The 25,525-nt window shown below is 71.5% G+C and carries 23 protein-coding genes; 16 read left to right on the top strand and 7 right to left on the bottom strand.

All coding sequences use genetic code 11. The annotated features are described in order from the left end of the window. Window positions 1–27: 27 nt before the first annotated feature. Window positions 28–729, bottom strand: coding sequence for a GntR family transcriptional regulator (locus IE290_RS14050; RefSeq protein ID WP_191244969.1), 702 nt, complete (start codon window positions 727–729; stop codon window positions 28–30). A 235-nt stretch (window positions 730–964) separates the two neighbouring features. On the opposite strand from IE290_RS14050, the gene IE290_RS14045 reads away from it, so the two are divergent. Continuing rightward, window positions 965–1,861, top strand: a complete 897-nt coding sequence (locus IE290_RS14045) for an alpha/beta hydrolase (RefSeq protein ID WP_191244968.1) — start codon at window positions 965–967, stop codon at window positions 1,859–1,861. Window positions 1,862–2,011: 150 nt separating this feature from the next. Beyond that, window positions 2,012–2,284 carry a hypothetical protein gene (locus tag IE290_RS14040; RefSeq protein ID WP_167115482.1) on the top strand — a complete coding sequence of 91 codons (273 nt, stop codon included), beginning with the start codon at window positions 2,012–2,014 and terminating at the stop codon, window positions 2,282–2,284. A 242-nt stretch (window positions 2,285–2,526) separates the two neighbouring features. Here IE290_RS14040 and IE290_RS14035 read toward each other — a convergent pair whose 3' ends face one another. Next, the gene (locus tag IE290_RS14035; protein WP_191244967.1) at window positions 2,527–3,843 is read right to left on the bottom strand and encodes an MFS transporter; all 1,317 of its coding nucleotides are present in this window, start codon (window positions 3,841–3,843) and stop codon (window positions 2,527–2,529) included. A gap of 489 nt (window positions 3,844–4,332) precedes the next feature. On the opposite strand from IE290_RS14035, the gene IE290_RS14030 reads away from it, so the two are divergent. Next, window positions 4,333–5,475 carry a CaiB/BaiF CoA transferase family protein gene (locus tag IE290_RS14030; protein ID WP_191244966.1) on the top strand — a complete coding sequence of 381 codons (1,143 nt, stop codon included), beginning with the start codon at window positions 4,333–4,335 and terminating at the stop codon, window positions 5,473–5,475. A gap of 242 nt (window positions 5,476–5,717) precedes the next feature. On the opposite strand, the gene IE290_RS14025 is transcribed toward IE290_RS14030, so the two are convergent. Continuing rightward, the gene (locus IE290_RS14025; RefSeq protein WP_191244965.1) at window positions 5,718–6,689 is read right to left on the bottom strand and encodes an AraC family transcriptional regulator; all 972 of its coding nucleotides are present in this window, start codon (window positions 6,687–6,689) and stop codon (window positions 5,718–5,720) included. A gap of 190 nt (window positions 6,690–6,879) precedes the next feature. On the opposite strand from IE290_RS14025, the gene IE290_RS14020 reads away from it, so the two are divergent. The 12 genes from IE290_RS14020 (at window position 6,880) to IE290_RS13965 (ending at window position 21,146) form a co-directional block, all read left to right on the top strand. Then, complete coding sequence (locus tag IE290_RS14020) at window positions 6,880–7,089, top strand: hypothetical protein (RefSeq protein ID WP_191244964.1); 210 nt, start codon at window positions 6,880–6,882, stop codon at window positions 7,087–7,089. A gap of 14 nt (window positions 7,090–7,103) precedes the next feature. After that, window positions 7,104–9,143, top strand: a complete 2,040-nt coding sequence (locus tag IE290_RS14015; protein ID WP_191244963.1) for a hydantoinase/oxoprolinase family protein — start codon at window positions 7,104–7,106, stop codon at window positions 9,141–9,143. Between the two features lie 5 nt (window positions 9,144–9,148). After that, window positions 9,149–11,065, top strand: a complete 1,917-nt coding sequence (locus IE290_RS14010; RefSeq protein ID WP_191244962.1) for a hydantoinase B/oxoprolinase family protein — start codon at window positions 9,149–9,151, stop codon at window positions 11,063–11,065. A 35-nt stretch (window positions 11,066–11,100) separates the two neighbouring features. Further along, window positions 11,101–11,829: a hypothetical protein gene (locus tag IE290_RS14005; RefSeq protein ID WP_191244961.1), complete on the top strand. Its 729-nt coding sequence runs from the start codon at window positions 11,101–11,103 to the stop codon at window positions 11,827–11,829. After that, window positions 11,829–13,301 (top strand): aldehyde dehydrogenase family protein, encoded by a 1,473-nt coding sequence (locus tag IE290_RS14000; protein ID WP_191244960.1) that lies wholly within the window; start codon window positions 11,829–11,831, stop codon window positions 13,299–13,301. The genes IE290_RS14005 and IE290_RS14000 overlap by 1 nt, the downstream gene beginning before the upstream one ends. After that, the gene (locus tag IE290_RS13995; protein ID WP_191244959.1) at window positions 13,298–14,884 is read left to right on the top strand and encodes a class I adenylate-forming enzyme family protein; all 1,587 of its coding nucleotides are present in this window, start codon (window positions 13,298–13,300) and stop codon (window positions 14,882–14,884) included. Before IE290_RS14000 ends, IE290_RS13995 begins: the two co-directional genes overlap by 4 nt. Then, complete coding sequence (locus IE290_RS13990; protein WP_191244958.1) at window positions 14,881–15,672, top strand: SDR family NAD(P)-dependent oxidoreductase; 792 nt, start codon at window positions 14,881–14,883, stop codon at window positions 15,670–15,672. The genes IE290_RS13995 and IE290_RS13990 overlap by 4 nt, the downstream gene beginning before the upstream one ends. Window positions 15,673–15,795: 123 nt before the next feature. Next, window positions 15,796–16,323, top strand: coding sequence for a cupin domain-containing protein (locus tag IE290_RS13985; protein ID WP_191244957.1), 528 nt, complete (start codon window positions 15,796–15,798; stop codon window positions 16,321–16,323). Between the two features lie 14 nt (window positions 16,324–16,337). Next, window positions 16,338–17,708 carry a phenylacetate--CoA ligase family protein gene (locus IE290_RS13980; RefSeq protein WP_191244956.1) on the top strand — a complete coding sequence of 457 codons (1,371 nt, stop codon included), beginning with the start codon at window positions 16,338–16,340 and terminating at the stop codon, window positions 17,706–17,708. Between the two features lie 2 nt (window positions 17,709–17,710). Further along, on the top strand, window positions 17,711–18,754 hold the full coding sequence (locus IE290_RS13975; RefSeq protein WP_191244955.1) for a zinc-dependent alcohol dehydrogenase family protein: 1,044 nt from the start codon (window positions 17,711–17,713) through the stop codon (window positions 18,752–18,754). A 40-nt stretch (window positions 18,755–18,794) separates the two neighbouring features. Next, window positions 18,795–20,003, top strand: coding sequence for an acetyl-CoA C-acetyltransferase (locus IE290_RS13970; RefSeq protein WP_191244954.1), 1,209 nt, complete (start codon window positions 18,795–18,797; stop codon window positions 20,001–20,003). A 24-nt stretch (window positions 20,004–20,027) separates the two neighbouring features. Beyond that, complete coding sequence (locus tag IE290_RS13965; RefSeq protein ID WP_191244953.1) at window positions 20,028–21,146, top strand: NDMA-dependent alcohol dehydrogenase; 1,119 nt, start codon at window positions 20,028–20,030, stop codon at window positions 21,144–21,146. Between the two features lie 53 nt (window positions 21,147–21,199). On the opposite strand, the gene IE290_RS13960 is transcribed toward IE290_RS13965, so the two are convergent. From IE290_RS13960 to IE290_RS13945, 4 genes are read right to left on the bottom strand one after another with little or no spacing between them, the layout of a single operon-like run. Beyond that, window positions 21,200–21,649: a MaoC family dehydratase gene (locus IE290_RS13960; protein WP_191244952.1), complete on the bottom strand. Its 450-nt coding sequence runs from the start codon at window positions 21,647–21,649 to the stop codon at window positions 21,200–21,202. Next, window positions 21,649–22,389 carry a 3-oxoacyl-ACP reductase FabG gene (fabG, locus tag IE290_RS13955; protein ID WP_191244951.1) on the bottom strand — a complete coding sequence of 247 codons (741 nt, stop codon included), beginning with the start codon at window positions 22,387–22,389 and terminating at the stop codon, window positions 21,649–21,651. The genes IE290_RS13960 and fabG overlap by 1 nt, the downstream gene beginning before the upstream one ends. A gap of 9 nt (window positions 22,390–22,398) precedes the next feature. Beyond that, a complete protein-coding gene (locus tag IE290_RS13950) occupies window positions 22,399–23,547 on the bottom strand; it encodes an acyl-CoA dehydrogenase family protein (RefSeq protein WP_191244950.1) in 1,149 nt (382 codons plus the stop codon). Then, a complete protein-coding gene (locus IE290_RS13945) occupies window positions 23,544–24,716 on the bottom strand; it encodes an acyl-CoA dehydrogenase family protein (RefSeq protein ID WP_191244949.1) in 1,173 nt (390 codons plus the stop codon). Before IE290_RS13945 ends, IE290_RS13950 begins: the two co-directional genes overlap by 4 nt. A gap of 128 nt (window positions 24,717–24,844) precedes the next feature. On the opposite strand from IE290_RS13945, the gene IE290_RS13940 reads away from it, so the two are divergent. Then, the gene (locus tag IE290_RS13940; protein ID WP_229874467.1) at window positions 24,845–25,501 is read left to right on the top strand and encodes a GntR family transcriptional regulator; all 657 of its coding nucleotides are present in this window, start codon (window positions 24,845–24,847) and stop codon (window positions 25,499–25,501) included. Window positions 25,502–25,525 lie beyond the last annotated feature (24 nt).

Raw genomic sequence — 25,525 nt, 5'->3', positions numbered from 1 at the left:
GCCCGGGCCGGTGCTGTCGTGGCCGGATCAGGCGCTGGAGGTCTCGGCCCACACCCCGCGCTTGCGCAACATCTCGACCAGGTGTTCGCCGCTGTCGAGGATGTGCTCGGCCATCAGCGACTGCGCCTTCCGCGCGGCACGCTTGCGAATGGCCTCGAGGATGAGCGGATGGGCCTCCTGGCTGCCCGTCACGGTGCCTTCGATCTCGGCGTAGAAGCGGTTCGGCAGGTGCTTGACCACGGAGTTCAGCAACCTGGCCAGTCGGTGCGAGTCGGCTGCGAGGTTGATCTCCCGGTGGAACTGGTGACCGATTTCGGCCACCCGGTCCTCGCGTCCCTCGGCGAGCGCCTTCATGAACTCGTCGACGTTGGCCTCCAGGCGCGCCAGCCCGTCCGCGGTGATCTTGCGAGCGGCGCGGGCGGTCAGCTCGCCGGCGAGCTGAGCCTGCGTCCAGAACAGGTCCCGCACGTCCTGTTCGCTGAACGGCGCGACCACGAACCCGCGGCGCGGGACCAGTTCGACGAACCCCTCGCTGCGCAGTGACAGCAGACCCTCGCGCACCGGGGTGTTGCTCACTCCGACGGCTTCCGCGATGGGCTCGAGCCGGAGGAACTCGCCCGGCCGCACCTCGCCCGAGATGATCAGCTCCCGCACGTACGAAGCCACTTCCTCGGGCAGTTGCTGCCTGGCCGGCCCTCGTCCGCGCATCGGCATCACGTTCTCCGTCATCGTCACTCCCGTCCGGCCACCGGAACCCGCACCTGGTCGATGGTAACGCACCGGCGATACATCATACTCAATACGCGATGTTGGCCGGCCTCCCGCCGCTGAGGGGGACGGTTCTGTCCTGGGATGACGTTGGTCCTTCTCCCGTCCGGCCGGATCGGAGACCGTGGAACCACGGGTGCTGCGAACCGGCACCCGCACGAGATCCCAGACCCGTCACCCGGAGGTGACTTCAGCCATGAAGACCGACGTGCGTTTTCCCAGCAACGGCCTGATGGTGGCCGGGCACGTCTACACGCCGGACACCGCGACGCCGGAGCGGCGGCCGGCCGTCGTGGTCGGTCACCCGACCACAGGGGTCAAGGAACAGGCCGCCGGGCTCTACGCCCGCCGCCTGGCCGAGCGCGGCTTCGTGACCCTGGCGTTCGACGCGGCGTACCAGGGGGAGAGCGAGGGGGAGCCGCACGGCCTGGAAGACCCCATCCAGCGCGCGGACGACTTCCGCAACGCGGTGTCGTACCTGACCACCCGGGACGACGTCGACCCGGCGCGGATCGGCATCCTGGGCATCTGCGGTTCGGGTGGTTACGTGGTGTACAGCGCCCAGACCGACCGCCGCATGCAGGCGGTGGCCACGGTCAGCGCCGCCGATGTGCCGGCCTGGCTCACGGGCGGGGACGACAAGGCCTTCGACCAGTTGCTGGACGCGGCCGCGGAGGCCCGGAACGTGGAGGCCGCCGGTGGCGAGGCGCCGACGATCTCGCTGCTGCCCGAGGCGCCCGACGAGTCGACGCCCGAGGCGATCGCCGAGTTCGTCGACTACTACAAGACCCCTCGTGCCCAGCACCCGCGGGCGACGAACAAGATCGCGGTCCGCAGCGCCGACAAGCTGGCGCAGTTCGCGGCGTACCGCGATGTGGACAAGATCGCGCCGCGCCCGCTGCTGATGATCGCCGGCACCAGGGCGATGACGCTGCCGGTCAGCCAGGACGCGGTGTCGCGGGCGGGTGACAACGCGGAGCTCGTCCAGATCGAGGGCGCCAGCCACGTCGATCTGTACGACAAGGAACCGTACGTCACCCAGGCGATCGAGAAGCTGGACGAGTTCTTCACCAAGAACTTGAGCAAGGGCTGAGCGGGTCACGAACCGCGACCGTGATCACGGCGACCGGGGCGACTGCGCCGCGGTCGCCGTGAACCACGTCTGGCCGGGGTTGACCCTTACCGCTTACCTCCATAAAATATAAAAAATTCTGCTGCGGCTGCGATCGAGGCGGAGGCGAGCATGAGCCCGGGAACACGCCAGGACGAGGCCCTGAGCCGCCGGGCGCTCGCCATGCTGCGGGCGGCCGCCACCGGCCGGGCCGAGATGGTCCTGAGCAGTGAACCCGACATGTTCTTCGACGGGCTGCCGTGCTGCGATCAGTACACCGCGCACCTGCTGGCCCGGCGCGGTCTGGTGGCACCGGCGCACCCGGGGCGTGTCGGGCAGCGGGTCCGCGCCCTCGTGACTTCGGCGGGCATCGCCGCGCTGGAGTCCGTGCGCGACGCCGCTTGACGCGGGTCGCCGACCAGGGGCAGTGGGGCTTGATGGCGCTGAGCGCGGCCCTGGGCTCGCCACCCGCCGCCACCAACGTCCTGGCCGAGTAGAGGCGGGCGCACCGAACCAGATGAACAGTCTCGGCCGGGCCGCGGTTGCAGGTTCCGCGGCCCGGCCGAGACTGGGTTCCAGTGATGAACGGCGGCCGGGGCGACCCGGTGGATCCACTCACCGAGCCGGCCCCGCCATCGCCGCCGGGACTACTTCAGGGCCACCTTCTCGGCCGGCTGGTCCATCTCGGCGTGCCGGGTCTCGCGCAGGGCGAGGGTGCATCCCAGGCTGATCAGGCAGAGCACGGCGAGGAACAGGCCGAACGCCCATCCGCCGAAGGACGCCGTGATGGCGGCCGCGACCAGCGGGGGCACTGCGCCGCCGAGGACGCCGGCCACGTTGTAGGTGAAGCCGGTCGCGCTGTAGCGGTACCGCGTGCGGAAGAGCTCCGGCATGAACGCCCCCACCGGGCCGTAGGCGAACCCGGCGATGAAGGTGGTCACGCACGAACCCACGGCGAACGTGACCGCCGAAGCGTTGTCCAGTATGGGGAACAGCACGAGGGCCCACACCAGCGCGACGGCGTTGCCGGCCAGGATGATGCGCCGTCGGCCGACCCGGTCCGAGATCGCCGCGCCCAGCACGATCGCGATCCCGAACACCGCGCCGGAGAGGATGCCGATCGACAGGACCGTGGGGCGGCTCAGCTTCAGCACGTGGGTGCCGTAGTTGATGAGGTACCCGACGGCCAGGTAGTAGAACGCGAACACCATCACCAGGACGCCCGAGGCGAAGACGATCTCGCGGGGCTGGCTCTTGAGGGCCTCCACGAACGGGGCGCCGGAGGTGCCGCCCCGCGCGACCTCGCCCTTGAACACCGGCGTCTCGTCCACCGCGAGCCGGACGAACAGCCCGACCGCCACCAGGATGAAACTCGCCAGGAACGGGATGCGCCAGCCGTAACTGGCGAACGCGTGCTCGCTCATGGTCGCCCCGGTCAGCAGGAACGTCGCGCTCGCCAGGACGAAACCGATCGAGCCGCCCAGTGAGCCGAACATCGACCAGAAACCGCGCCGCGACCGCGGAGCGCTCTCCGCCGCCATCAGCGTCGCGCCCGTCCACTCGCCGCCGAGCGCGAGTCCCTGCAGGACCCGCAGCACCACGACGAGGATCGGGGCCGCCACCCCGATCTGGTTCGCCGTCGGCATCAGCCCGACCAGCGCGGTCGCCAGTCCCATGATGAGCAGCGTGGTGACCAGGGTCCGCTTGCGGCCGAGCCGGTCGCCGAAGTGTCCGAAGAGGATCGACCCGAGCGGGCGGGCCACGAACGCGACGCCGAGCGTGGCGAACGAGGCGACGGTGCCGGCGGCCGAGCCCAGGGCGGGGAAGAACACCTTGGGGAAGACCAGGGCAGCCGCGGTCGCGAAGATGAAGAAGTCGTAGTACTCGATGACCGTGCCGGTACCGCTGGCGATCGCGATACGCCGCATCGTCCGGGCCGGCACGCTGCCTTCGGTGGCCGTCATTGGACACCTCTCTCACGGTGTTGGGGGTGGGGAGCGGGCGGAGCCGCCCGATAGAAGGAACGATCGTGCATGAAATTTCATATGTCAAGGCTGGAAGCCCTGGTACATCGGTTGACAATATTATATTTCGTGCACGAGCATGGCGCTTTGACGCAGGACGACACCGCGAGGGAGCAGACGATGACGCCCGAACCGCACGCCCGTCGCGAGGGGGGCGCCAGCTGCGAGGATGCTCCGGTGGGCGGGTCGTACGCCGGTGGTGAGGGCGCTCCGGTGGGTGGGCTGCACGCTGGCCGTGAGGACGCCCCGGTGGGTGGGCTGCACGCTGGCCGTGAGGACGCCCCGGTGGGTGGGCTGCACGCTGGCCGTGAGGACGGCCCGGTGGGTGGGCTGCACGCTGGCCGCGAGGACGCCCCGGTGGGTGGGCTGCACGCTGGCCGTGAGGACGGCCCGGTGGGCGGGCCGCACCCAGGTCGTGAGGAAGCGCCCGTGGGCGGGCCCTTGTCCGGGGTGCGGGTCGTCGCGTTGGCGGGGATGGGTCCGACGCCCTTCGCGAGCATGCTCCTGGCGGACATGGGCGCGGAGGTCGTGCGGGTCACGCGTCCGCCGAACCGGCGCGCCCGCGCCCTCGGCCAGACCGACGGGCTGCGCCCCGAGCACGACCTCGCCAACCGGGGCGTCGGGGCCGTCGCGGCGGATCTGAAGAGTGCCGAGGGCGTCGAGGACGTGCTGCGCCTGGCCGGCGCCGCGGACGTGTTCATCGAGGGCTACCGGCCCGGGGTGGCCGAACGCCTCGGGCTCGGACCGGAGGTGCTGCTGCGGCGCAATCCGGCGATCGTCTACGCGCGGCTGACCGGCTACGGCCAGACCGGTCCGCTCGCGCGCGAGGCGGGTCACGACATCAACTACGTGGCGCAGACCGGTGCGCTGCACGCGATGGCGCGGGCCGGCGAGGCTCCGCGGCCGCCGATCAACCTGCTCGGCGACTACGCGGGCGGGGCGCTGGTCGCGGCGTACGGCATCGTGTGCGCGGTGCTGGAGGCGCGGTCCTCGGGGCGTGGCCAGGTGGTCGACGCCGCGATGGTCGACGGGGTCGCGCTGCTGACGGCGAAGATCCAGGGCCTGCGGGCGGCCGGACGCTACAGCGACGACCCGGGCACCAACTACCTGGACTCGGGCGCGCCGTTCTACGACACCTACCGGTGCGCCGACGGGCGTTACCTGGCGGTCGGGGCTCTCGAACCCGACTTCTACCGGGAGTTCGTGGCCCGGCTCGGCGTCGGCACGGAGGACTGGCCCGCACAGGACGACCGGGACGCCTGGCCCCGGTTGCGGCAGCTGATCGCCGCCGCCCTGGCGCGCAAGTCCCGCGACGAATGGGTGGAGATCTACGCGGGCACCGACGCGTGCGTGACCCCGGTGCTGACCTTCGACGAGGCGGCCGACCACCCGCACAACGCCGGGCGCGGGGTGTTCACCCGGGTCGGCGACGTGCTGCACCCGCGCCCGGCGCCCCGGTTCAGCCGGACACCGGCCCGCGAGCCCCAGGCGCCGTCGGCGGACGAGCTGGACCTGCGCAAGCTGGTCCACGAGTGGTCGGAGGCGCGGGGGCTGGGGGACCGCTCGGCCTGACCGCGGGTCATCGGGCGGGTGGTGTCCGAGTGGCCGGGTGGAGGTCCTACTGCGTTCCAGAGTGGTCGGCTGCGGTGCGTGGGCTGGGGGCCGCTCGGTCTGAGCGTGCGTGATCGTCGGGTGGTGTGGGAGGGCAGTTGCCCGAAGCGTTCCCGGTGGAGTGGCCGGGTGGAGGTCCTACTGCGTTCCAGAGTGGTCGGCCGCGGCGCGGGGGCTGGGGGACCGCTCGGCCTGACCGCCGGTTATCGCCGGGCGGTGTCGGAGGGTAGTTGCCCGAAGCGCTCCCGGTATTGGCGGGCGAACCGGCCGGGGTGGAAGAAGCCCCACCGCGCCGCGATCTCGGTGACCGTGCCGGGAGCGCCGCCGAGCAGCTCCAGGTGCACCCGGTCCAGGCGGACGCCGCGCAGGTACGCGGTCGGGGACATGCCGACCACCTCCTGGAACCCGGCCTGCAGGGCGCGGGCGCTGACCCCGGCCATCGCGGCGAGGTCGGCCGTGGTGATCTCGTCCCCGGGGTGGTTGTCGATGTAGTCCACGACCTCGCGGATCTTCGACAGCCGGGTGTGCGCGGGCTTGCTGTGCAGGGCCGGGCTGATCTGGCTGGGCAGCGTCATCAGCAGCTGGGTCATCAACGCGGACTCCAGCTCGTGGCACGCGGCCGGGATCGTCCCGATCCCACCCGGACGGGTGAGTTCGGCGTACAGAAAGCCCGCGGTGGCGACGAGGGCCTGGCCGGGACCGGAACCGAGCCCGAACGTGAGGTCGAAGCGGATCTCGCCCCCCGCCGTGTGCCCGGTGAGCTTGGCGGCGTGCGCCTCGAGGAGGTCCTTGGGCAGCTTGACGTGGTACTGCCAGGAATCGGCGCTCCACTGCACCATCACCGGCGCCTGGGGGACGAACGCCACGCCGGCCTCACCGGCGACGAAGCTCCGGCGAACGCCGTTCTGCTCGACCGTGCTCCGGCCCGTCACCGGCAGGTTGACGTGGTAGCAGAGCCGCATCGGCGGCCCGAGGATCGTGGTGTCGGCGCCGTAGGACATCCGCCCGATGGTCAGACGCGGAGACGGCGCGAGCTCGAGCCGGAAGTTCAGGTCCCGGCTGTTCGCCACGTGGACGTCGTGGCTGGCGAAGGTCCGGCTCACCTGCTCACGCGCGATGTCGAGGTCGTCCGTGTGGAAGGTGAGGGGAGCCTGGCCGTCCTGGGTGTCGGGCATGGTTGCCTCCTCGCACTCCGTCGTGCCGGCGTTGAATATATCATATTCTCCGCCTCCTGCCGACGGCTTCGGAAAGTGGATGCCCGCCTTCGCGCAGGGGATGGTGGTCCGCGTCACCCCGGTCCTACGTTCTCCAACGAGCGCGAGGACGCGCGGTCACCACCGAGCACACCAGTGGAGTTGTGCGGATATGAACGAAATTCGAGAGAACCCGGTTCTCGAGCGGATCCCGGTCGACGGTCCCTGTCCCCGGTGCGGAGCTGAGGAGCTGCGGCGCTATCCCGTGGTGTCCGAGGGCGGCTGGTTCCAGGTCGTCAAGTGCCAGAGCTGCCTGTATTCGGTCGATCGCGAGCCGTGGTCACGCCTCGGTCCGATCCAGCTGCTGTCCGATTCGCTGTAACGGAGGAGCCGACGATGATCGCAGTGGATGTGGGCGGCACGTTCACCGACGTGGTGGCCCTGCAGGACGGACGGATCCGGACCGCGAAGGTGTCCACCGACTACACCGACGTCTCCGGGCCCGTTCTGGCCGGCGCGGCGACGCTCGGCGTCGAGGGCGCCACGGTGTTCAACCACGCCAGCACGCACGGCCTGAACGCCGTGATCACCCGGCGCCTGCCCAAGATCGGGTTCCTCACCACCGAGGGGCACCGGGACATCCTCGACATGGGACGGGTGTGGCGGCCGGCGGCGGCCATCCTGGACCCGCGCTGGCGCCGCAGCTTCGGCGACGCCGGCCGGCCCCTGGTCCAGCGGTACCTGCGCCGGGGCATCCGCGAGCGCATCACCGCCGACGGCGGGGTGCTGTTCGAACTGGACGAAGCCCAGGCGCGCACCGAGCTGGACGTGCTGCGGCGCTGCGGCGTCACGGGCGTGGCGATCTGCCTGATCAACGCCTACGTCAACCCGGCGCACGAGGTGCGCCTGCGGGAGCTCGTGCGCGAGGTCCTCGGTGATGTCCCGTGCTCGATCTCCAGTGACGTCTCCCCGCTGGCCAAGGAATACGCGCGGGCGTCCACGACGGTGATCGACACCTTCATGAAGATCATCTACTCGGATTACACGGCACGACTGGAGAAGGGGCTCGCCGAACTCGGCTTCACCGGGCAGCTCAACTTCGCCGACTGCGCGGCCACCCTCGTCCCCTCCGGACGGGCGATGGAGCACCCGTTCCGCATCGTCTTCTCCGGTCCGGCGGCGGGCACCGTCGCGTGCGCGCACTTCGGCGAGCTGATCGGGGAGAAGGACCTGCTCTGCGCCGACGTCGGCGGCACCTCGTGCGACATCAGCGTCGTGACGGGCGGGGAACCGTTCGTCAACACGACCTTCGAGCTCGAACACGACCTCGTCGTCAACGCGCTGGCCAACGACATCTCCAGCATCGGCGCCGGCGGCGGCAGCATCGTCGCGATCGGACCGGCCGGCGAGATCCAGGTGGGGCCGGACAGCGCGGGAGCCGCGCCCGGCCCGGCGTGCTACGGCCGCGGCGGCACCCTGCCGACCACCACCGACACCTGCCTGATGATCGGCATCATCGACCCGCAGGGGTTCGCCGGCGGCGAGATGACGCTGGACCCCGCGTTGTCCCGCCAGGCGTTCGAGGCGCTGGACTCGGAGTTCACGCTCGCGCAGCGCGTCCGCTACGCCTACGAGATGGCCGTGAACAACATGGCCGAAGGCGTGTTCAACATCGCCATCAAGAACGGCGTCGACCCGCGCGACTACAGCCTCGTCGCCTACGGGGCGGCCGGCCCGATGCTGCTGCCCGCGGTGCTCGACACGGTGCACTGCAAGCAGGTGATCGTGCCGCCCAACCCGGGCCTGTTCTCGGCTCTCGGCCTGCTCTCCGCCGACCAGGTCTTCACCGCCAACCGGAGCGCCTACCTGGTGCTGACCCCGGAGGCCGCGCCGCGGATCGACGCCCTCTTCGCCGAGATGGAGGCGCAGCTGGCCGAACGCCTCGACCCCGGGACCCGGGTGACGTTCCACCGCAGCATGGACGCCCACCTGGTCGGCCAGAGCTGGGAGACGCCGTTCGTCCCGGTGCCGGCGGGCACCATCGACGGTGCCGCGATCGGCACCATGATCTCCTCGTTCCACGACACCTACGAGGCCCGGTCGGGCAACCGGTTCGAGATGCTGCCGGTCGAGGGAGTGACCTTCCGCGTGCGGGCGGTGCTGGACACCCCGAAGGTGACCTACCCGGAGATCCCCGGACGCGACGGCGAACCGCTCGTTCCGGCCCGCACGACCGTGCTGCGCTACCTCGGCGACCTCGACGCCGACGGCGAGGGCGCGCAGGAGGCCGCGGTGTACGACCGGGCGGCGTTGCGCGCCGGTGACGTGCTCGACGGTCCGGCGGTCGTCCACGAAGGACTGTCCACGACGCACGTGGGCGCGGGTCAGCGGGCCACCGTGGGCCGGTACGGCGAACTGATCATCCGGAGGAAGTGAGTCCCATGACCGAGCCCGCGCGCCTGCGTGAAATCTCCGACGACGAGTTCACCGCCGCCTACGGCAGTGACCGCTTCACCTCGGCGGTGATCCTCAACCGCCTGCGGTACGCGGTCGAGCACATGTCCACCGGCTTCATGCGGGAGGCGTTCTCGCCGATCATCCGCGACTGGTACGACTTCGCCTGCACCATCAGCGGTCCGCCGGAACGCGGTTACCCGATGGCCGTGGTCAGCAACAGCCTGGTGGTGTTCCTCGGCACGCTGGGCGACGCCGTGCGCAACGCCGTCGAGGAGTTCGGCCCGGAGAACCTGTCCCCGGGCGACGTGCTGATCTGCAACGACCCCTACCGCGGCGGCACCCACGTCAACGACGTCTGCTTCATCCGCCCGGTGTTCGCCGGCGGGAAGATCGTCTCGTTCGTGAACATGCGCGCCCACCAGCTGGACATGGGCGGCACCGTGCCCGGCGGGTTCTCCGCCACCAAGTCCAATGTGTACGAAAACGGGCTCGTCATCCCGCCCGTGCTGCTGTGGTCGCGGGACCAGCCGGTGCGCTCGACGTTCAGCCTGATCTTCGACAACACCCGCTGGGGCGGCATGCTGCTGCCCGACTTCAAGAGCATCCACCAGCAGCTCAAGCTCGGTGAACAGCTGGTGCTGGAGAACATCGAGCGGTACGGGCTGGACGCCTACCTGGGCACGCTGACCTACGCCTGTGACACCTCGGCCGAGCGGATGCGCGACGCGATCGCGCTCGTGCCCGACGGCGACTACACCGGCTCGGCCCTGATCGACGCCGACGGCCTGGACGACACCGTCGACTACACGGTGCGGGTGACCCTGCGCAAGCGCGGGCAGCACATCGAGGTGGACCTGTCCGGCACCTCGCCGCAGGCGCGCACCTGCATCAACTGCGGGGTGCTGGACGCCAAGACCGCCGTCGGCGTGGCGCTGACCATGCTGCTGGACCCCGAGGTGCCGTTCACGTCGGGCACCTGGCGCACCATCGACCTCGCCACGCCACCCGGCACGCTGGTGTCGTCCCTGCCCCCGGACGGCGGGATCATGATGTTCTGGGAGGCCTCCGGCGCCGTGGTGTCGGCGATCTTCGACGCGCTCAACCCGGTGCTCGGCGAGAAGGGCGTGGCCGGCGACTACGGCTCGACCAACACCCACAACGCCTCCGGGGTGACGGCCGGCGGAACCCCGTGGACGAGCGCCACCCAGTGCGGCGGCGAGCACGGCCCGTGGGGCGCGACGAAGGAAGGCGACGGCGACAGCTACACCGTCCTGTTCTTCCTGAACAACCTCGACCCGGCCACCGAGACCATCGAGCACGACGCACCGGTGGTCATGCTCCGCAAGGAACACGCGATCGACACCGGCGGGGCCGGTGAGTTCCGCGGCGGCGCCGCCAACCTCAAGGACACGTTGTGGCTGTCCGAGGCGAGCCACTACCTGTCGCCGTTCCGGACGAAGGTGCCCAGCGGGGTGGGTGCGAACGGCGGCAAGGCCGGACCGAACGGCGCCATGTGGTTCTTCCCGCCGCGCGAGGACGCACGGGAGCTGCTCGGCACCTCCGCCGAGGTGTACGCCGGGAGCATCCCGGTCGCCGGGGTGCTCGATCCGGACAGCAAGGCACCGGACCCGGAGGGCGTCTACCACTACTTCGCCAGCCGGCCGGTGTGGCGGACCGAACCCGGCACGGTCCTGCGCTGCCTGACCAACGGCGGTGGCGGGTGGGGCGACCCGCTCGCCCGCGACCCGGAACGCGTGCTCGCCGACGTGCGCAACGCCTACGTCAGCGTCGAAGGCGCGGCACGCGACTACGGCGTCGTGGTCGTCGGCGACCCCCACCACGACCCGGAGGGCCTGCGCATCGACGAGCAGGCCACCGCGGAACTGCGCGCCCGGCGCTGAAACCCGGTGCACCCCAACGACGACGAGGATCGACGATGACTGCAACTGTCCCTGCTTTCGACGACCGGAACCTGTTCTTCGCCTTCTCCACCTTCACCGGCGAGCGCGCCACCTTCGACAAGTGGTACGACGAGGAGCACATCCCGCAGGTGATGGACTCGCCGGGGATGGTCGGCGCCCAGCGGTTCGTGGTCGCGGACACCAAACCGCTGCCCGGCACCGAGCCGGTCGACTTCGGGCACGCCGCCCTGTACGAACTCGACGGCAGCCCGGCGCGCTTCCGCGAGGAGGTGAAGCGGATGCTGATGTCGGGGGAGATGGTGCTGCCGGACTTCATGGTCCAGCCGTTCACGGCGCTGTTCCTGCGCCCGGTCAGCGAACCGCACCACTCGGAGCGCCACGCGGCGCTGGACAGCCTCGACGACCGGCACCTGTGGCTGGTGTTCAGCCACCGGCCGGAGGATGCCGCCGCCTACGACAAGTGGTACGACGAGGAGCACATCCCGCAGATCCTGTCCGCGCCCGGTTTCGTGCGCGCCCAGCGGTTCGTGCTCTCCGACGTCAAGCCGCTGCCCGGGGTGGTGACCCCCGAGGTCAGCCACCTGGCGATCTACGAGACCACCGGCCCGCTGGACCCCATGCGGGAGTCGGTCAAGCGGCAGCTGATCTCCGGCGAGATGGTGCTCCCGGAGTTCATGCGGCCGCCGTTCGGCTCGATGTTCCTGCGCCCGGTGAGCCCGTTCTTCCCGGCGGCGGGTGCGTGATGGACGTCGCCGGGGTGACCGTCCCGCACGCCGACGAGGTGTTCGTGGCGGGGGAGTGGGTGCCTGCCGACGGCGAGTACCGGATCGTCTCGCCGAGCACCGGGCGGCCGGTCGCGACGGTCGGCCTGCCCTCGGTCAAGCACGCGCAGGCCGCGGTCGAGGCCGCCCGCACTGACGGGCTGGCGTCGTGGGCGGAGATGCCCGTGGCCGGCCGGGTCGAGATCTGCGCCCGGTTCTGCGCGGCCATGGAGGCGCGCCTGGACGACATGGGCACGGTCTGGGCGGTCGAGTCCGGGATGCCGGTCCGCTACAGCCGCACCCTGCACCGCTTCGCCGCGGTGGGGGCGTGGCGGACCCTGCTGGACAGCGCCGAGGACATCCTGCGCGACACGGTCCGCGGATCGGCGCTCGGCGACGTCGTGGTCCGCCGCGAGCCGGCGGGCGTGGTGGCCGCCATCATGGCCTACAACGGGCCGCTGGTGACGATGGCGAGCAAGGCGCTGCCCGCGCTGCTCGCGGGCTGCCCGGTGGTGGTGAAGGCGGCGGTCGAGTCGCAGCTGATCATGCGGATCATCGCCGAGTGCGCGGCCGGCGCCGGGTTCCCGGCCGGCGCGCTGAGCATCCTCTGCGGCGATGTGGAGATCGGCCGTGAGCTGAGCGCGAACCCGCACGTCGACATGGTGTCGCTCACCGGCGGCCGGGCCGCCGCCCAGCAGATCATCGAGTCCACGCGCCACCGGTTCGCCCGCACGCACCTGGAGCTGGGCGGGAAGTCCCCGGCGCTGATCCTCGACGACGCCGACCTCACGGTCGTGCTGAAGACGCTGGTGCCCGGCGCGACCAGCGGCGCCGGCCAGATCTGCGCCGCGCTGTCCCGGATCCTCGTGCCGGAGCGGCGCCACGACGAGGTCGTCGAGCTGCTGCGGCAGGCGTGGGAGGGGCTGCGCATCGGGGACCCGCTGGACCCGCGCACGCAGATCGGCCCGGTGGCGGCGCCCTCGGTGGTCGAGCGTGCCGAGGGGTTCGTGGCGCGGGCCGTGGCCGACGGCGCGCGCGTGGTGGCGGGTGGCCGGCGGCCTGCCGGGTTCGACGCCGGGTGGTACTTCGAGCCGACGCTCGTGACCGACGTGGCGCGGGACTCCGACCTGGCCCGCAACGAGGTGTTCGGGCCGGTGACGGCGGTGCTGACCTACCGCGACGACGAGGACGGCCTGCGCCTTGCGAACGACACCAGCTACGGCCTCGCCGCGAGCGTCTACACGGCGGATCGTGACAAGGGCGTCGCCTACGCCCGCCGGATCCGGGCCGGCTCGGTCGCGGTCAACGCGTTCGGCCCGGCGCTCACCGCCCCGTTCGGCGGGATGAAGGGGTCGGGCTGGGGACGCGAGGCCGGGCCGGAGGGGATCTGCGAGTTCACCGAGCTCAAGCAGATCCTGCTCGGCCCCTCCGGCGGAACGGGGAGTGCGGGATGAACTTCAGCTGGATCCTGGACTCGGTGATCGCCCGGGTGCCGGCGGCGGGCCCGGACCGGATCGCGTTCAGCTTCGACGGCCGGGACCGGATCACCTACGGCGAACTGCACGACAAGACGCTGCGGTACGCGCGGGCGCTGCGGGAACTGGGCCTGCGCAAGGGCGACCGGCTCGGTCTGCTGCTGTTCAACGACGCGGAGTACCCGCCGCTGTTCCTGGCGGCCGCGCGCCTGGGCGTGATCACCGTCCGGCTGAACTTCCGGCTCGCTCCGGCGGAGCTGGCGTTCGTCCTGGCCGATTCCGGGACCTCCGTGGTCGTCGTCCACAGCAGCCTGACCGGCCGCCTCGACCCGGTGCGCGACCAGGCGGGCGTGGGCACGTACGTGGTGCTGCCCGACTCGGGCGACCCGGTGCCGGACTGGGCGCGGCCGTTCGAGGTGTTCCGCGAGGCGGAGCCGCTCACCCCGGACGAGCTGCCCGAGGTGACCGGGGACGACCCGATGAGCCTGCTCTACACGTCGGGCACGACCGGCAGCCCGAAAGGTGCGGTGTGGACTCACGGCAACACCGTGGCCATCGCGACGGCGCAGGCGCTGCGGTGGCAGTTCGGCGAGGAGACCGTCTCGCTCGTGCCGGGTCCGCTGTACCACGCCGGCGGGTTCGAGGCGTTCGTCGCACCGGCGCTGCTGATGCACGGCACGGCGGTCTTCCTGCCCTCCGGGAACTTCACCGTCGACCGGCTGCTGGCGGTGTTGCGGGCGGAGCGGGTGACCGACTGCCTGCTGTTCCCGTTCATGCTCAACGAGCTGCTGCACCGGGACGACCTGGAACGGGTGCTGCCGCCGTCGCTGCGCCGGTTCATCCTCGGCGGCGACATGGTCATGCCCTCGGTCGCCGAGGAGGTCAAGCGCCGGCTGCCGGAGGTAAAGCTCACCCAGGTCTACGGGCTCACCGAGGGCGGCGCCATCGCCACCACGCTGGAGGACCGGGACTTCCTCGCCCAGCCGAAGAGCATCGGCCGCCCGCTGCCGCTCGCCCAGGCGCGGGTCGTCACGCCGGAGGGCCGGGAGGCCGCGGCGGGCGAGGTCGGCGAGATCGAGGTCCGGTCCCCGGCGGTGAGCCAGGGGTACTGGAACCGCCCGGACGCCACCCGCGCCACCTTCCACGACGGGTGGTGCCGCACGGGCGACCTCGGGTACGTCAACGCCGACGGTTTCCTGCACCTGTCCGGCCGCGCCAAGGACATGATCCGCAGCGGCGGGGAGAACATCTACCCGGCCGAGGTGGAGAAGGTCCTGGCGGCCCACCCGCAGGTGCTGGAGACGGCGGTCGTCGCGGTCCCGGACTCCCGCTACGGCGAGGTCGGGTGCGCGATCGTGGTGCCCGAGGCCGGGCAGCTGCCGGAACCGGACGCGCTGCGCGCCTTCTGCCGGGAACGGCTGGCCGGCTACAAGGTCCCCAAGTACTTCCTCATCTCGGACGAGCTACCCCGCAACGCCTCCGGCAAGATCCTCAAGTACCGGTTGCGCGAGGCGTTCGCCCACATCGAATCCGAATTGAACGGAGAGAAGACGCCGACATGAGCAGGAAACCGGAACTGGTCCTGGTGAGCGGAGCCGCCGGGGGCGTGGGTTCGGCGACGGCCCGCCGCTTCGCCGCGGACGGGGCCAAGGTCGCCCTCACCGACATCAACGCCGACCGGCTCAAGGAGGTGGCCGACGAAATCGGCGGCCTCGCACTGCCCGCCGACGGCACCCAGCGCGACGCCGTGCACGAGGTGGTGCAGCAGGCCGTCGCGGAACTGGGCGGGCTGGACGCGGTCGTGGCCGCGCAGGGCGCCGCGATCTCCGGCGGGGCGAGCCCGAAGGGCGACCCGGCGTGGTTCTCGGCGTTCGACGTGAACCTGCACGGCGGTTTCTTCCTGGCCGGCGAGGTCATGCCGCACCTGGTGCGGCGCCGCGGATCGCTGGTGATGATCGCCTCCACGGCGGGGCTGTTGTCCGGCCCGCCCGGCACCGCCGGTTACAGCGCCGCCAAGGCCGGGGTGATCGGGCTGGTGCGGTGGCTGGCCCGCGAGTACGGGCCCAAGGGCGTGCGCGTGAACGGGGTGTGCCCCGGCTGGGTGCGCACCCCGCTCGGTGAGGGAGCGATGACCTACCTCGCCCAGCGCGAGGGGATCACCCTGGAGCAGGCCTACGAGCGCGTCGCCGCGCACGTGCCGCTGCGCCGGGTCGCCGAGCCGGCGGAGATCGCGTCGGTGTGCGCGTTCCTCGCTTCACCGGACGCCTCGATCGTGACCGGGCACGTGCTCGTCGCCGACGGCGGGGGAGCGGTGGTCGACCCGGCGACGATTGAGTTCGACCCCGCCTGAGCGGCGCCGGCGGCAGCAGTTCGCCGAGTTCGACGGGCGGCGTGCCGTCGGCTGGTGACGTTGACATGCGCTCGCAGGACATAATATATTTAATTTCAAGACAGCGGCACAAAGGAGTGGGCGATGGCTGGTGAACACACGAACGTGCGGGCGCGCCGGGTCGTGACCGGGGTCGACGAGAACGGCCGGTCGGCCATCCTGGTGGACGAGGACACCGCCACCCGCGTGGCGCTGCCCGGGTTCACCGTGAACGACGTGTGGCGGGTGGACCGCCTGCCGTCCCATGTGGACGACGGCGACACGCTGACCGGGGAGGTGGAGCTGGACCCGCCGGCGAACGGCCTGGTGGTGCGGCTGGCCACGTTCCCGCCGGACAGCGAGATCGACCCGGAAACCTACAGCGCTTCCATCGACGCGCTGCACGGTGAGGACGCCAACGCCGGCGACGCGGAGGTCATGGGTATGCACGCCACCGAGACGGTCGACGTGGTCACGGTGGTGTCGGGTGAGCTGTACGCGGTGTTCGAAACCGGCGAGACGCTGTTGCGGCCCGGTGACACGATCATCAACCGGGGCAACAAGCACTCCTGGAGCAACCGCGGTGACCAGCCGGCCACCGTCGTGACCACCATGCTCCCGGCCAAGCGCTGACCAGGGGCGGCGCAGTGCACACCTTCCCCCGCCAGCCGCACTCCGGCGAGCACTGGAGCGCGGCCGAGACACTCCCCGCGGAGCAGGCGCGGCGCGTGCAGGACGAGCGGCTCCGCGAGCAGATCGCCTACCTGGCCGCGCACAGCGAGTTCTACCGGGCCAAGTTCGCCGAACACGGCGTCGATCCGGGCGGCATCACCACCGTCGACGATCTCCAGGGCCTGCCCTTCACCGAGAAGCAGGAGCTGCGCGACAGCCTGGCGGCCGCACCCCCGCTGGGCCGGCACGTGGCCGCGCCCGCCGCGGAGATCGTGCAGATCCAGGCGTCCTCGGGCACCACGGGCAGCCCGTCCTACGTCGGGCTGACCGCGAGCGACGTGGGCACGTGGTGCGAGCTGGGGGCGCGCGCCCTGTACGCCAACGGGTTCCGGCCCGGCGACCGGGTCCTGCACGCCTTCGGGATGAGCAAGGGGTTCGTCGGGGGCCTGCCGATCGTGCAGATCCTGCAGTACATGGGTGTCGTCGACATCCCGATCGGGGCGGAGGCCGGCGCCGAGCGGCTGCTGCGCGTGCAGGCCGACCAGCGCCCGTCCGGGATCATCGGCACGCCTTACTTCCTGGCCCACCTCGCCGAACAGGCACCCGGCGTCGTCGGCCGCCCGGCCACCGAACTCGGCGTCCGCACGATCAGCGTCGGCGGTGAACCCGGTGGCGGGCTGCCGAGTGTGCGCGGCAACCTGGAACGCCTCTGGGGCGCCACCGTGCGCGAGATGCTCGGCGGCACCGACATCGCCTGCACCTACTGGGGCGAGTGCGAGGCCGGGGACGGCATGCACTTCCTGTCCCCGGACCTGATGATCGCCGAGCTGATCGACCCGGACACCGGACAGCGCGTCGAACCCGTCGAAGGGGCCACCGGCGAGCTGGTCTACACCGCGCTGCGGCGGCGGGCCTCGCCGTTGCTGCGCTTCCGCACCCGCGACCACGTGGTCGTCACCGGGACCGGCTGCTCGTGCGGCCGCACCGGCTACAAGGTGCGCTGCGTCGGCCGCACCGACGACATGCTGATCGTGCGCGGCATCAACGTGTTCCCCTCGGCCGTCAAGGACCTGGTGCAGCGGTTCGTCCCGGCGGCGACGGGCGAGATGCGCATCCGCGCGGACTTCCCCGGGCACACCACGCAGCGGCCGCTGCCGCTGGTGGTCGAGCACGCCGCGGACCTGCCGCCGGCGCGTCAGGAGGACCTGCGCGCGGACCTGGAAGCCCGCCTCCGCTCGGCGCTGAACGTCAAGTGCCTCGTCGAGCTGGTGCCCGAGGGCTCACTGAAACGACCGGACCACGTCAAGGTCGCCCTCGTCGAACGCGTGGCGACCCGGAAGGACTGAAGATGCGCGGAGTGGTGTTCAACGGTGAACGCGAGCTGGAGATCGCCTCGTTCGACGACCCGGTCCCCGGGCCCGGCGAGGTCGTCCTGGAGATGAAGGCCTCCGGGATGTGCGGCAGCGACCTCAAGTTCTACCGCGCGCCCGCGGGCGAGGCGCTCGCGGCGTTCGGGCTCTCCGGCGACGGGGCCCGGATCATCGCCGGCCACGAGCCGTGCGGGGTCGTCGCGGCGGCCGGCCCGGACGTCACGCGCTTCCGCGAAGGCGACCGGGTCATGGTCTTCCACTACGACGGGTGCGGTTTCTGCGACCTGTGCCGCACCGGCTGGACGCAGATGTGCGAGCGGGGTGCGGCGATCTTCGGCGCGACCGCGCACGGCGGCCACGCCGACTACCTGAAGGTCCCGGCGCGCACGCTCGTCCCGCTCCCGGACGAACTGAGCTTCACCGCCGGCGCCGCCATCTCCTGCGGGACCGGCACCGCCTTCGGTGCACTGGTCCGGCTGGACCTCACCGCGCGCGACACCATCGCGATCTTCGGCCAGGGCCCGGTCGGGCAGTCCGCGGTGCAACTGGCCGCCGCGATGGGGGCCGAGGTGATCGCGGTGGACATCGCCGCGGAGCGGGTGGCCAAGGCGACGGAGTTCGGCGCGGCCCACGCCATCGACTCCAGCGCGAGCGACCCCGTCGAAGCCATCCGCGAACTCACCGGCGGCAAGGGCGTGACCCGCGCACTGGACTGTTCGGGCGCGCCGGCGGCCCGCGCCGCCGCGGTCCGCGCCGCCGCGCGGTGGGGCCGGGTCGCGTTCGTCGGGGAAGGCGGTGAGGTGACGCTGAACGTCAGCCCCGAGGTCATCCGCAAGCAGCTGACCATCCTCGGCTCCTACACCTTCTCCATCGCCGGGCAGGCGGACTGCGCGCGGTTCGTCGCCCGGCACGGCGTCGAGGTGGACAAGCTGTTCACCGACCGGTGGCAGCTCGCCGACGCCGAGCGCGCCTACCGGGAGTTCGACAAGCAGACCGGCGGCAAGGCGGTCTTCGAGATCTGACCCGCCCACCACCCCATCCGGACACCATCGAGGAGAACCCGTGCGACGCGCCGCGATCGTCAGCCCTCTGCGCACCCCCGTCGGCTCGTTCGGCGGAGCGCTGCGCGACCTGCCCGTCGAAGACCTCGCGGCCGCCGTGGTCCGCGAGGTGGTCGCCACCTCGGGCGTCGATCCGGAGCGGATCGACGACGTGGTCTTCGCCCAGTCCTACGCCAACTCCGAGGTGCCGTGCGTGGGCCGCTGGGTGGCCCTGCACGCCGGGCTGCCGATCGGCGTGCCCGGCATGCAGCTCGACCGCCGCTGCGGCGGGGGACTGCAGGCGCTGGTGACGGCGTCGATGATGGTCCAGACCGGTGCGGCGGACGTGGTCCTCGCCGGCGGTGTCGAGTCGATGAGCCGGATCGAGTACTACTCGACCGCGACCCGGTGGGGCGCCAGGGCGGGCACGGTGCAGCTCTACGACCGGCTCGACCGGGGCCGGGAGCGGTCGCAGCCGGAGGCGAGGTTCGGCCGGATCTCCGGGATGATCGAGACGGCGGAGAACCTGGCCGCGGACTACGGCATCGACCGGGACCGGGCCGACGCCTACGCCGCGCGCAGCCATCAGCGCGCCGCGGCCGCCTGGAAGGACGGCCGGTTCGACGCGGAGGTGGTGCCGGTCGAGGTGCCGCGGCGCAAGGGCGACCCGCTGCTGGTCACCACCGACGAGGGCGTGCGCCCCGACGCCACGCCGGAGTCGCTGGCCCGGCTCCGCCCGGTGACCCCCGGCGGCACCGTCACCGCGGGCAACGCCAGCCAGCAGAACGACGCGGCCGCCGCGTGCCTGGTCGTCGCCGAGGACCGGCTGGAGGCGCTCGGCCTGGAACCACTGGGATACCTGGACGCGTGGGCGGCGGCGGGCTGCGATCCCGCCCGGATGGGCATCGGGCCCGTCCCCGCGGTCGCCAAGCTGGCGGCGCGCACCGGCACCGGCACCGCGGCCCTGCTCGACGGCGTGGACCTGGTGGAGCTCAACGAAGCGTTCGCGGTGCAGGTGCTGGCCGTCCTGGAGGGCTGGGGCTGGCACGACCACGACCGGCTCAACGTCAACGGCTCGGGCATCTCGCTCGGCCACCCGATCGGCGCGACCGGCATGCGCATGGTCACCACGCTGCTGCACGAGCTGCGCCGCCGTGGCGGCCGCCGCGGCCTGGCGACGATGTGCATCGGCGGTGGGCAAGGTCTGGCGGCGACGCTCGTCGCCGCCTGAACGACGACCGAAGGAGACCAGACTGTGCTGACCCGTGGGGCGATCGTGCGCGAGGCGCCGGGCGAGTACGAGGTCGTCGACCTCGAACTGGACGACCCGCAGCCGGACGAGGTCCAGGTGAAGGTGGTGGCGTCGGGGCTGTGCCACTCCGACGACCACATCGCGACGGGGGACATCCCCGTCGGCACGTACCCGTTCGCCGGCGGCCACGAGGGCGCTGGTGTGGTGACCAAGGCGCACCCGAACCGCAAGGGGATCAAGGAGGGCGACCACGTCGTCTTCCTCGCGGTGCCGGTGTGCGGGCACTGCCGGTTCTGCGCCTCGGGGCGGCAGGCCCTGTGCGACCTGGGGGCGGGAATCCTCGCCGGCCCGCGCTGGACGGACGGCACCTACCGGCTGCACACCGCGGACGGCACGCCGGTGGGGCAGATGTGCGGCATCTCCACGTTCGTCTCCACGACCACGGTGTCGCTGGACTCGGTGGTCAAGATCGACGACGACATCCCGCTCGACAAGGCCTGCCTGGTCGGCTGCGGCGTCGGGACGGGGTGGGGGTCGGCGGTCAACGCCGCCGCGGTGCAGCCGGGCGACACGGTGATCGTGATGGGCGCCGGCGGCATCGGCGTCAACGCGCTGCAGGGCGCGGCGCACGCGGGCGCGACGACGATCATCGCCGTGGACCCGGTCCCGTTCAAGCGGGAGAGCGCGCCGACCTTCGGCGCCACCCACGCGGTGGAGACGATGGACGAGGCGGCCGAGCTGGCCCGCCAGTTCACCAACGGGCAGGGCGCCGATTCGGCGATCCTCACCGTGGGCGTGCTCACCGCCGAGCACGTGGGGCAGGGGCTCGCCGCGATCCGCAAGGACGGCACGTGCGTGGTGACCGCGATGGCCCCGCTGGCCGAGGTCGGCGCGCAGGTGGCGCTCGGCGATCTCGCCCTGTCGCAGAAACGCCTGCAGGGCACGCTGTTCGGCCACTCGAACCCGACCTGGGACATCCGCCGCCAGCTGCAGCTGTACCGGGACGGCGCGCTCAAGCTGGACGAGCTGGTGACCCGGACCTACACCCTCGACGAGGTGACCCAGGGCTACCGGGACATGCACGAGGGCAAGAACATCCGGGGCGTCATCCGGCACGACTGACGGCGCGGGAGAACGGGCCGGGACACCTCGCGCGTCCCGGCCCGTTCGCGTGTTCAGACCACCAGCAGGAGCATTTCGGCCACGCACGCCGGCTTGGCCGCGCCCTCGGCGGTGACCGCGTACCGCACCGTGAGGGTGGCACCGGCCGGGCCCTCGCGGACGTCGGTGAACGTCGCCGTCGCGGTCAGGCGCGATCCCACGGGCACCGGCGTGGGGAAGCGGACCTTGTTCAGGCCGTAGTTGATCCGCGTGGTGCCGAAGTCCAGCCGGAACAGCCGCTGCCCGAACCACGGGAGCAGCGACAGCGTGAGGAACCCGTGCGCGATGGTGGTGCCGAAGGGGCCGTTCGCGGCACGCTCGGGATCGACGTGGATCCACTGGTGGTCGCCCGTGGCGCCGGCGAACGCGCCGATCCGGTCCTGGTCGATCTCCAGCGGCTCGCTGGGGCCGAGCTCCTCGCCGAGCGCGGCCTTCACCTCGTCGATCCCGGCGAACACGCGCATCACATGAACCGTCCGCCGGTCACTTCCAGCACCGTGCCGGTCATGTAGGAGGACAGGTCGCTGGCGAGGAACAGGGCGACGGAGGCCACTTCGGACACCTCGCCGGCACGCCGCATCGGGATCTCGGCCATCTTCTGGTCCCACACCTTCTGCGGCATGGCCTCGGTCATCGCGGTGCGGATCAGGCCGGGCTGGATCGCGTTGACCCGGACCCCGTGGTGGGCGAGTTCCTTGGCCGCGGCCTTGGTCAGGCCGACGATCCCGGCCTTGGCCGCCGAGTAGTTCGTCTGGCCGGCCATCCCGACCTTGCCGGACAGGGAGGAGATGTTGACGATCGCGCCGCGCTTGCGTTCCCGCATGATCGCGGCGGCCTTGCGGGTGCCGTTCCAGCTGCCCTTGAGGTGCACGTCGATCACCTGGTCGAACTGTTCCTCGGTCATGGTCCGCATCGTCGCGTCGCGGGTGATGCCGGCGTTGTTGACCATGACGTCGACGGGCCCGAACGCCGACTCCGCGGCCGCCAGCAGGGCGTCCACGTCGTCGGCCACGGTCACGTCGCAACGGACGCCGCGCGCGACGTCCGGGCCCCCGATGCGCTTGGCGGCGAGGACGGCCGCGTCGCCGTCGAGGTCGCCGATCACCACGCGGGCCCCGTGGGCGGCGAACAGCTCGGCGATGGCGAACCCGATGCCCTGGGCGGCGCCGGTGACGACGGCGGTCCGGTCGGTCAGCAAGGACATGTCTCTCCCTCAGATCCGGTTGCGGGCGATGAGCTGGGCGGCGATGACGTTGCGCTGGATCTCGTTGGTGCCCTCGCCGACGATCATCAGCGGAGCGTCGCGGAAGTAGCGTTCGACGTCGTATTCCTTGGAGTAGCCGTACCCGCCGTGCACGCGGATGGCGTCGAGCGCGACCTGCATGGCCGCTTCCGAGGCGAACAGCTTCGCCATGCCGGCCTCCATGTCGGCCCGCTCGCCGGCGTCGAGCCGCTCCGCGGCGTCCAGGGTCAGCAGCCGGGCCGCGCGCATGCGGGTGGCCATGTCGGCGAGCAGGTTGCCCACGGACTGGTGCTTCCAGATCGGCTTGCCGAAGGACTCCCGCTCCTGGGCGTAGCGGACCGCCGCGTCGAGCGCCGCCTGTCCCACGCCGAGGGCGCGCGCGGCGACCTGGATGCGGCCGACCTCCAGGCCGCGCATCATCTGCGCCCAGCCCTGGTGCGGGGTGCCGCCCAGGACCGCTTCCTCCGGCACCGTGCGGCCGTCGAACACCAGCTCGCACGCCTCCACGCCGCGGTAGCCGAGCTTGGGCAGCTTCTTGGAGATGGTCAGGCCCTCGCCCGGCTCGACCAGCAGCACGCTCATCCCGCGGTGGGCCGGCTTCGCCTCGCGATCGGTGATGCACAGCAGCCCGATCAGGCCGGAGTGGGCGGCGTTGGAGATCCACGTCTTCGACCCGGTGATCGACCACCCGCCGTCGACCGCGACGGCGTGGGTGCGCATCGCCTGCAGGTCGCTGCCGCCGCCGGGTTCGGTGAGCGCCATCGTCGCGCGGATGGTCCCCTCGGCCATCTTCGGCAGGTACTTCTCGCGCTGCTCCGGGGTGCCGAACGTCTTGATCAGGTAGGTGATGACGGAGTGCCCGCCGATGGCGCCGGCCAGGCTCATCCAGCCGCGGGCCAGCTCCTCGGTCACGCGCGCGAAACAGGCGGTGGAGACGTCCACGCCGCCGTACTCGGCGGGCGCCAGGAGCCCGAAGAACCCCAGCTTCTTCATCTCGTCGATGAACTCGCCGGGGTAGATGTCGTCCTCCTCGAACTCGCGCACCCGCGGGCGCACCCGCTCGTCGACGAACTCCGAGACGAGAGCGACCATCTGCTCCTCGTCCTCGTTGAGCTTCATCGTCCCGTCCTTTCGTTGCGGATGAGGGCGCCACCGATGATGAGGCGCTGGATCTCGCTGGTGCCTTCGTAGAGGCGCAGCAGACGCACGTCGCGGTAGATGCGCTCGACCGGCACCTCGCGCATGTACCCGGTGCCGCCGTGGATCTGCACCGCCAGGTCGGCCACCCTGCCCGCCATCTCGGTGCAGAACAGCTTCGCCGCGGAGGGGCCGACACGGCGGTCCTCCCCGGAAACGTAACGCCGCGCGGTGTCCCGCACCAGGGCGCGGCCGGCCATCACGCCGGTCTGCTGGTCCGCGATCATCGCCTGGACCAGCTGGAAGTCGCCGATCGGGGTGCCGCCCTGGGTGGCCGAGGCGGCGTAGGCGACGGATTCGTCGAGCGCGCGCTGAGCGGTGCCGACGGCCAGCGCGGCGATGTGCACACGTCCCCGCGCCAGCGAGGTCATCGCCGCCCGGTAGCCGGCCGCCTCGTCCCCGCCCACCAGGGCCGAACCGGGCACCCGGACGCCGGAGAACACCACGTCCGCCGTCCAGGCGCCCTCCTGGCCCATCTTGCGGTCCTTGACGCCGACCTCGACCCCCGGCGTGCCGGCCGGCACCAGGAACACGGCGATGCCGGGCCCCGTCTCGTCGGCCGGACGGGTGCGGGCGAACACGACGAACAGATCGGCGATCGGGGCGTTGGTGATGAAGCGTTTCTGCCCGTCGATGACCCAGTCGTCCCCGTCGCGGGCGGCCCGGGTGCGCAGGCCGGCCGGGTTGGACCCGGCGCCCGGCTCGGTCAGGGCGAAGGAGGCCACCACCTCGCCGGAGGCGATGCGCTCCAGCCACTCCGCCTTCTGCCCGGCGGTGCCGAAGTTCACCAGCACCTGCCCGGCGATGCCGTTGTTGGTGCCGAACATCGACCGCAGTGACAGCGACGTGTAGCCGAACTCCATGGCCAGTTCGACGTCCTGGGTCAGGTCCAGGCCCAGGCCACCCCACTCCTGGGGGATGGCGTAGCCGAACAGGCCCATTTCCGCGACTTGTTTGCGCAGGTCGTCCGGTATCGCATCGGTTTCGGCGATCTCCTGCTCGCGGGGCACGACCTTCGTCCGGACGAAGTCGCGCACCAGCTCCAGGATCGGTCGGAAGTCCTCGTGGCTCACGGCCGGGGGAGTGGTCATGGAAAATATTTTATCACGTCGCTCGGTGCTGCTGAAGTAAAATATATTATGATGTGTATCCGCGGTGGTCGACGGAAGGCAGGGCGGACATGGTACTGGACAACTCGGTCTTCCCGAGGTCGCGGCGGGTGGCTCTCCCGGCCAGTCTCAAGGAAGCCGCCGCCCAGGAGATCCGCCGGCAGGTCTTCGCCGGGGTGCTGCGCCCGGGGGTCCGGATCGACCAGGACGCGGTGGCGGAGCGGCTCGGGATCAGCAAGCTCCCGGTCCGGGAGGCGCTGATCGCGCTCGAGGTCGAGGGGATCATCGAGGTCGTGCCACGCCGCGGGGCGTTCGTCGCCAGGCTGTCCCGGGAGGACGTCCGCGACCAGTACTGGATGCTCGGCGTGATCTCCGGCCTCGCGGCCGAGCGGGCGGCCGCGCGGATGTCGCCGGCCAGCCTGGAGGCGCTCGACGAGATCGCCGCGCGGATGGAGACGGAGGTGTCGAGCGAGCGGCTGGACTTGCTCAACTTCGAGTTCCACCGGGTGATCAACCGGGCCTCGCGCTCGCGCCGGCTCGTTTCGGAGCTGAAGGTGCTGGGCAGCGCGATCCCGCACGGGTTCTACGAATCGCACGCCCAGTGGTCGGCCGCGGCGCACGCCGACCACCGGGAGATCATCGACGCGCTGCGGGCGGGGGCCGGGGACGTGGCCCGCAAGCTCACCGAGGACCACTTCCTGCGCGGCGGGAACCGCGCGGTGGCGCTGCTCGAGGAGCGCGGGTTCTGGGACGACGCGGCCGGGTGAGCCGGAGTGTGGCCCAGCGCACTC

Origin of the sequence: Amycolatopsis deserti, from assembly GCF_014653945.1 — a bacterium.
In the GTDB taxonomy this organism is placed as follows: Bacteria; Actinomycetota; Actinomycetes; order Mycobacteriales; family Pseudonocardiaceae; genus Amycolatopsis_E; species Amycolatopsis_E deserti.
The sequence above is the reverse complement of the archived record's forward strand: the minus strand, read 5'-3'. Positions and strand labels throughout refer to the sequence as shown.

What these genes read in the sequence shown, in the direction of transcription:
- IE290_RS14015 (WP_191244963.1), top strand. Translation starts at nt 7,104, where the DNA reads ATGATCGCAGTGGATGTGGGCGGCACGTTCACCGACGTGGTGGCCCTG.
- fabG (WP_191244951.1), bottom strand. Translation starts at nt 22,389, where the DNA reads ATGTCCTTGCTGACCGACCGGACCGCCGTCGTCACCGGCGCCGCCCAG.
- IE290_RS13950 (WP_191244950.1), bottom strand. Translation starts at nt 23,547, where the DNA reads ATGAAGCTCAACGAGGACGAGGAGCAGATGGTCGCTCTCGTCTCGGAG.
- IE290_RS14045 (WP_191244968.1), top strand. Translation starts at nt 965, where the DNA reads ATGAAGACCGACGTGCGTTTTCCCAGCAACGGCCTGATGGTGGCCGGG.
- IE290_RS13985 (WP_191244957.1), top strand. Translation starts at nt 15,796, where the DNA reads ATGGCTGGTGAACACACGAACGTGCGGGCGCGCCGGGTCGTGACCGGG.
- IE290_RS14010 (WP_191244962.1), top strand. Translation starts at nt 9,149, where the DNA reads ATGACCGAGCCCGCGCGCCTGCGTGAAATCTCCGACGACGAGTTCACC.
- IE290_RS13960 (WP_191244952.1), bottom strand. Translation starts at nt 21,649, where the DNA reads ATGCGCGTGTTCGCCGGGATCGACGAGGTGAAGGCCGCGCTCGGCGAG.
- IE290_RS14050 (WP_191244969.1), bottom strand. Translation starts at nt 729, where the DNA reads ATGACGGAGAACGTGATGCCGATGCGCGGACGAGGGCCGGCCAGGCAG.
- IE290_RS14005 (WP_191244961.1), top strand. Translation starts at nt 11,101, where the DNA reads ATGACTGCAACTGTCCCTGCTTTCGACGACCGGAACCTGTTCTTCGCC.
- IE290_RS14000 (WP_191244960.1), top strand. Translation starts at nt 11,829, where the DNA reads ATGGACGTCGCCGGGGTGACCGTCCCGCACGCCGACGAGGTGTTCGTG.
- IE290_RS13945 (WP_191244949.1), bottom strand. Translation starts at nt 24,716, where the DNA reads ATGACCACTCCCCCGGCCGTGAGCCACGAGGACTTCCGACCGATCCTG.
- IE290_RS13995 (WP_191244959.1), top strand. Translation starts at nt 13,298, where the DNA reads ATGAACTTCAGCTGGATCCTGGACTCGGTGATCGCCCGGGTGCCGGCG.
- IE290_RS14035 (WP_191244967.1), bottom strand. Translation starts at nt 3,843, where the DNA reads ATGACGGCCACCGAAGGCAGCGTGCCGGCCCGGACGATGCGGCGTATC.
- IE290_RS13975 (WP_191244955.1), top strand. Translation starts at nt 17,711, where the DNA reads ATGCGCGGAGTGGTGTTCAACGGTGAACGCGAGCTGGAGATCGCCTCG.
- IE290_RS14025 (WP_191244965.1), bottom strand. Translation starts at nt 6,689, where the DNA reads ATGCCCGACACCCAGGACGGCCAGGCTCCCCTCACCTTCCACACGGAC.
- IE290_RS14040 (WP_167115482.1), top strand. Translation starts at nt 2,012, where the DNA reads ATGAGCCCGGGAACACGCCAGGACGAGGCCCTGAGCCGCCGGGCGCTC.
- IE290_RS14020 (WP_191244964.1), top strand. Translation starts at nt 6,880, where the DNA reads ATGAACGAAATTCGAGAGAACCCGGTTCTCGAGCGGATCCCGGTCGAC.
- IE290_RS13990 (WP_191244958.1), top strand. Translation starts at nt 14,881, where the DNA reads ATGAGCAGGAAACCGGAACTGGTCCTGGTGAGCGGAGCCGCCGGGGGC.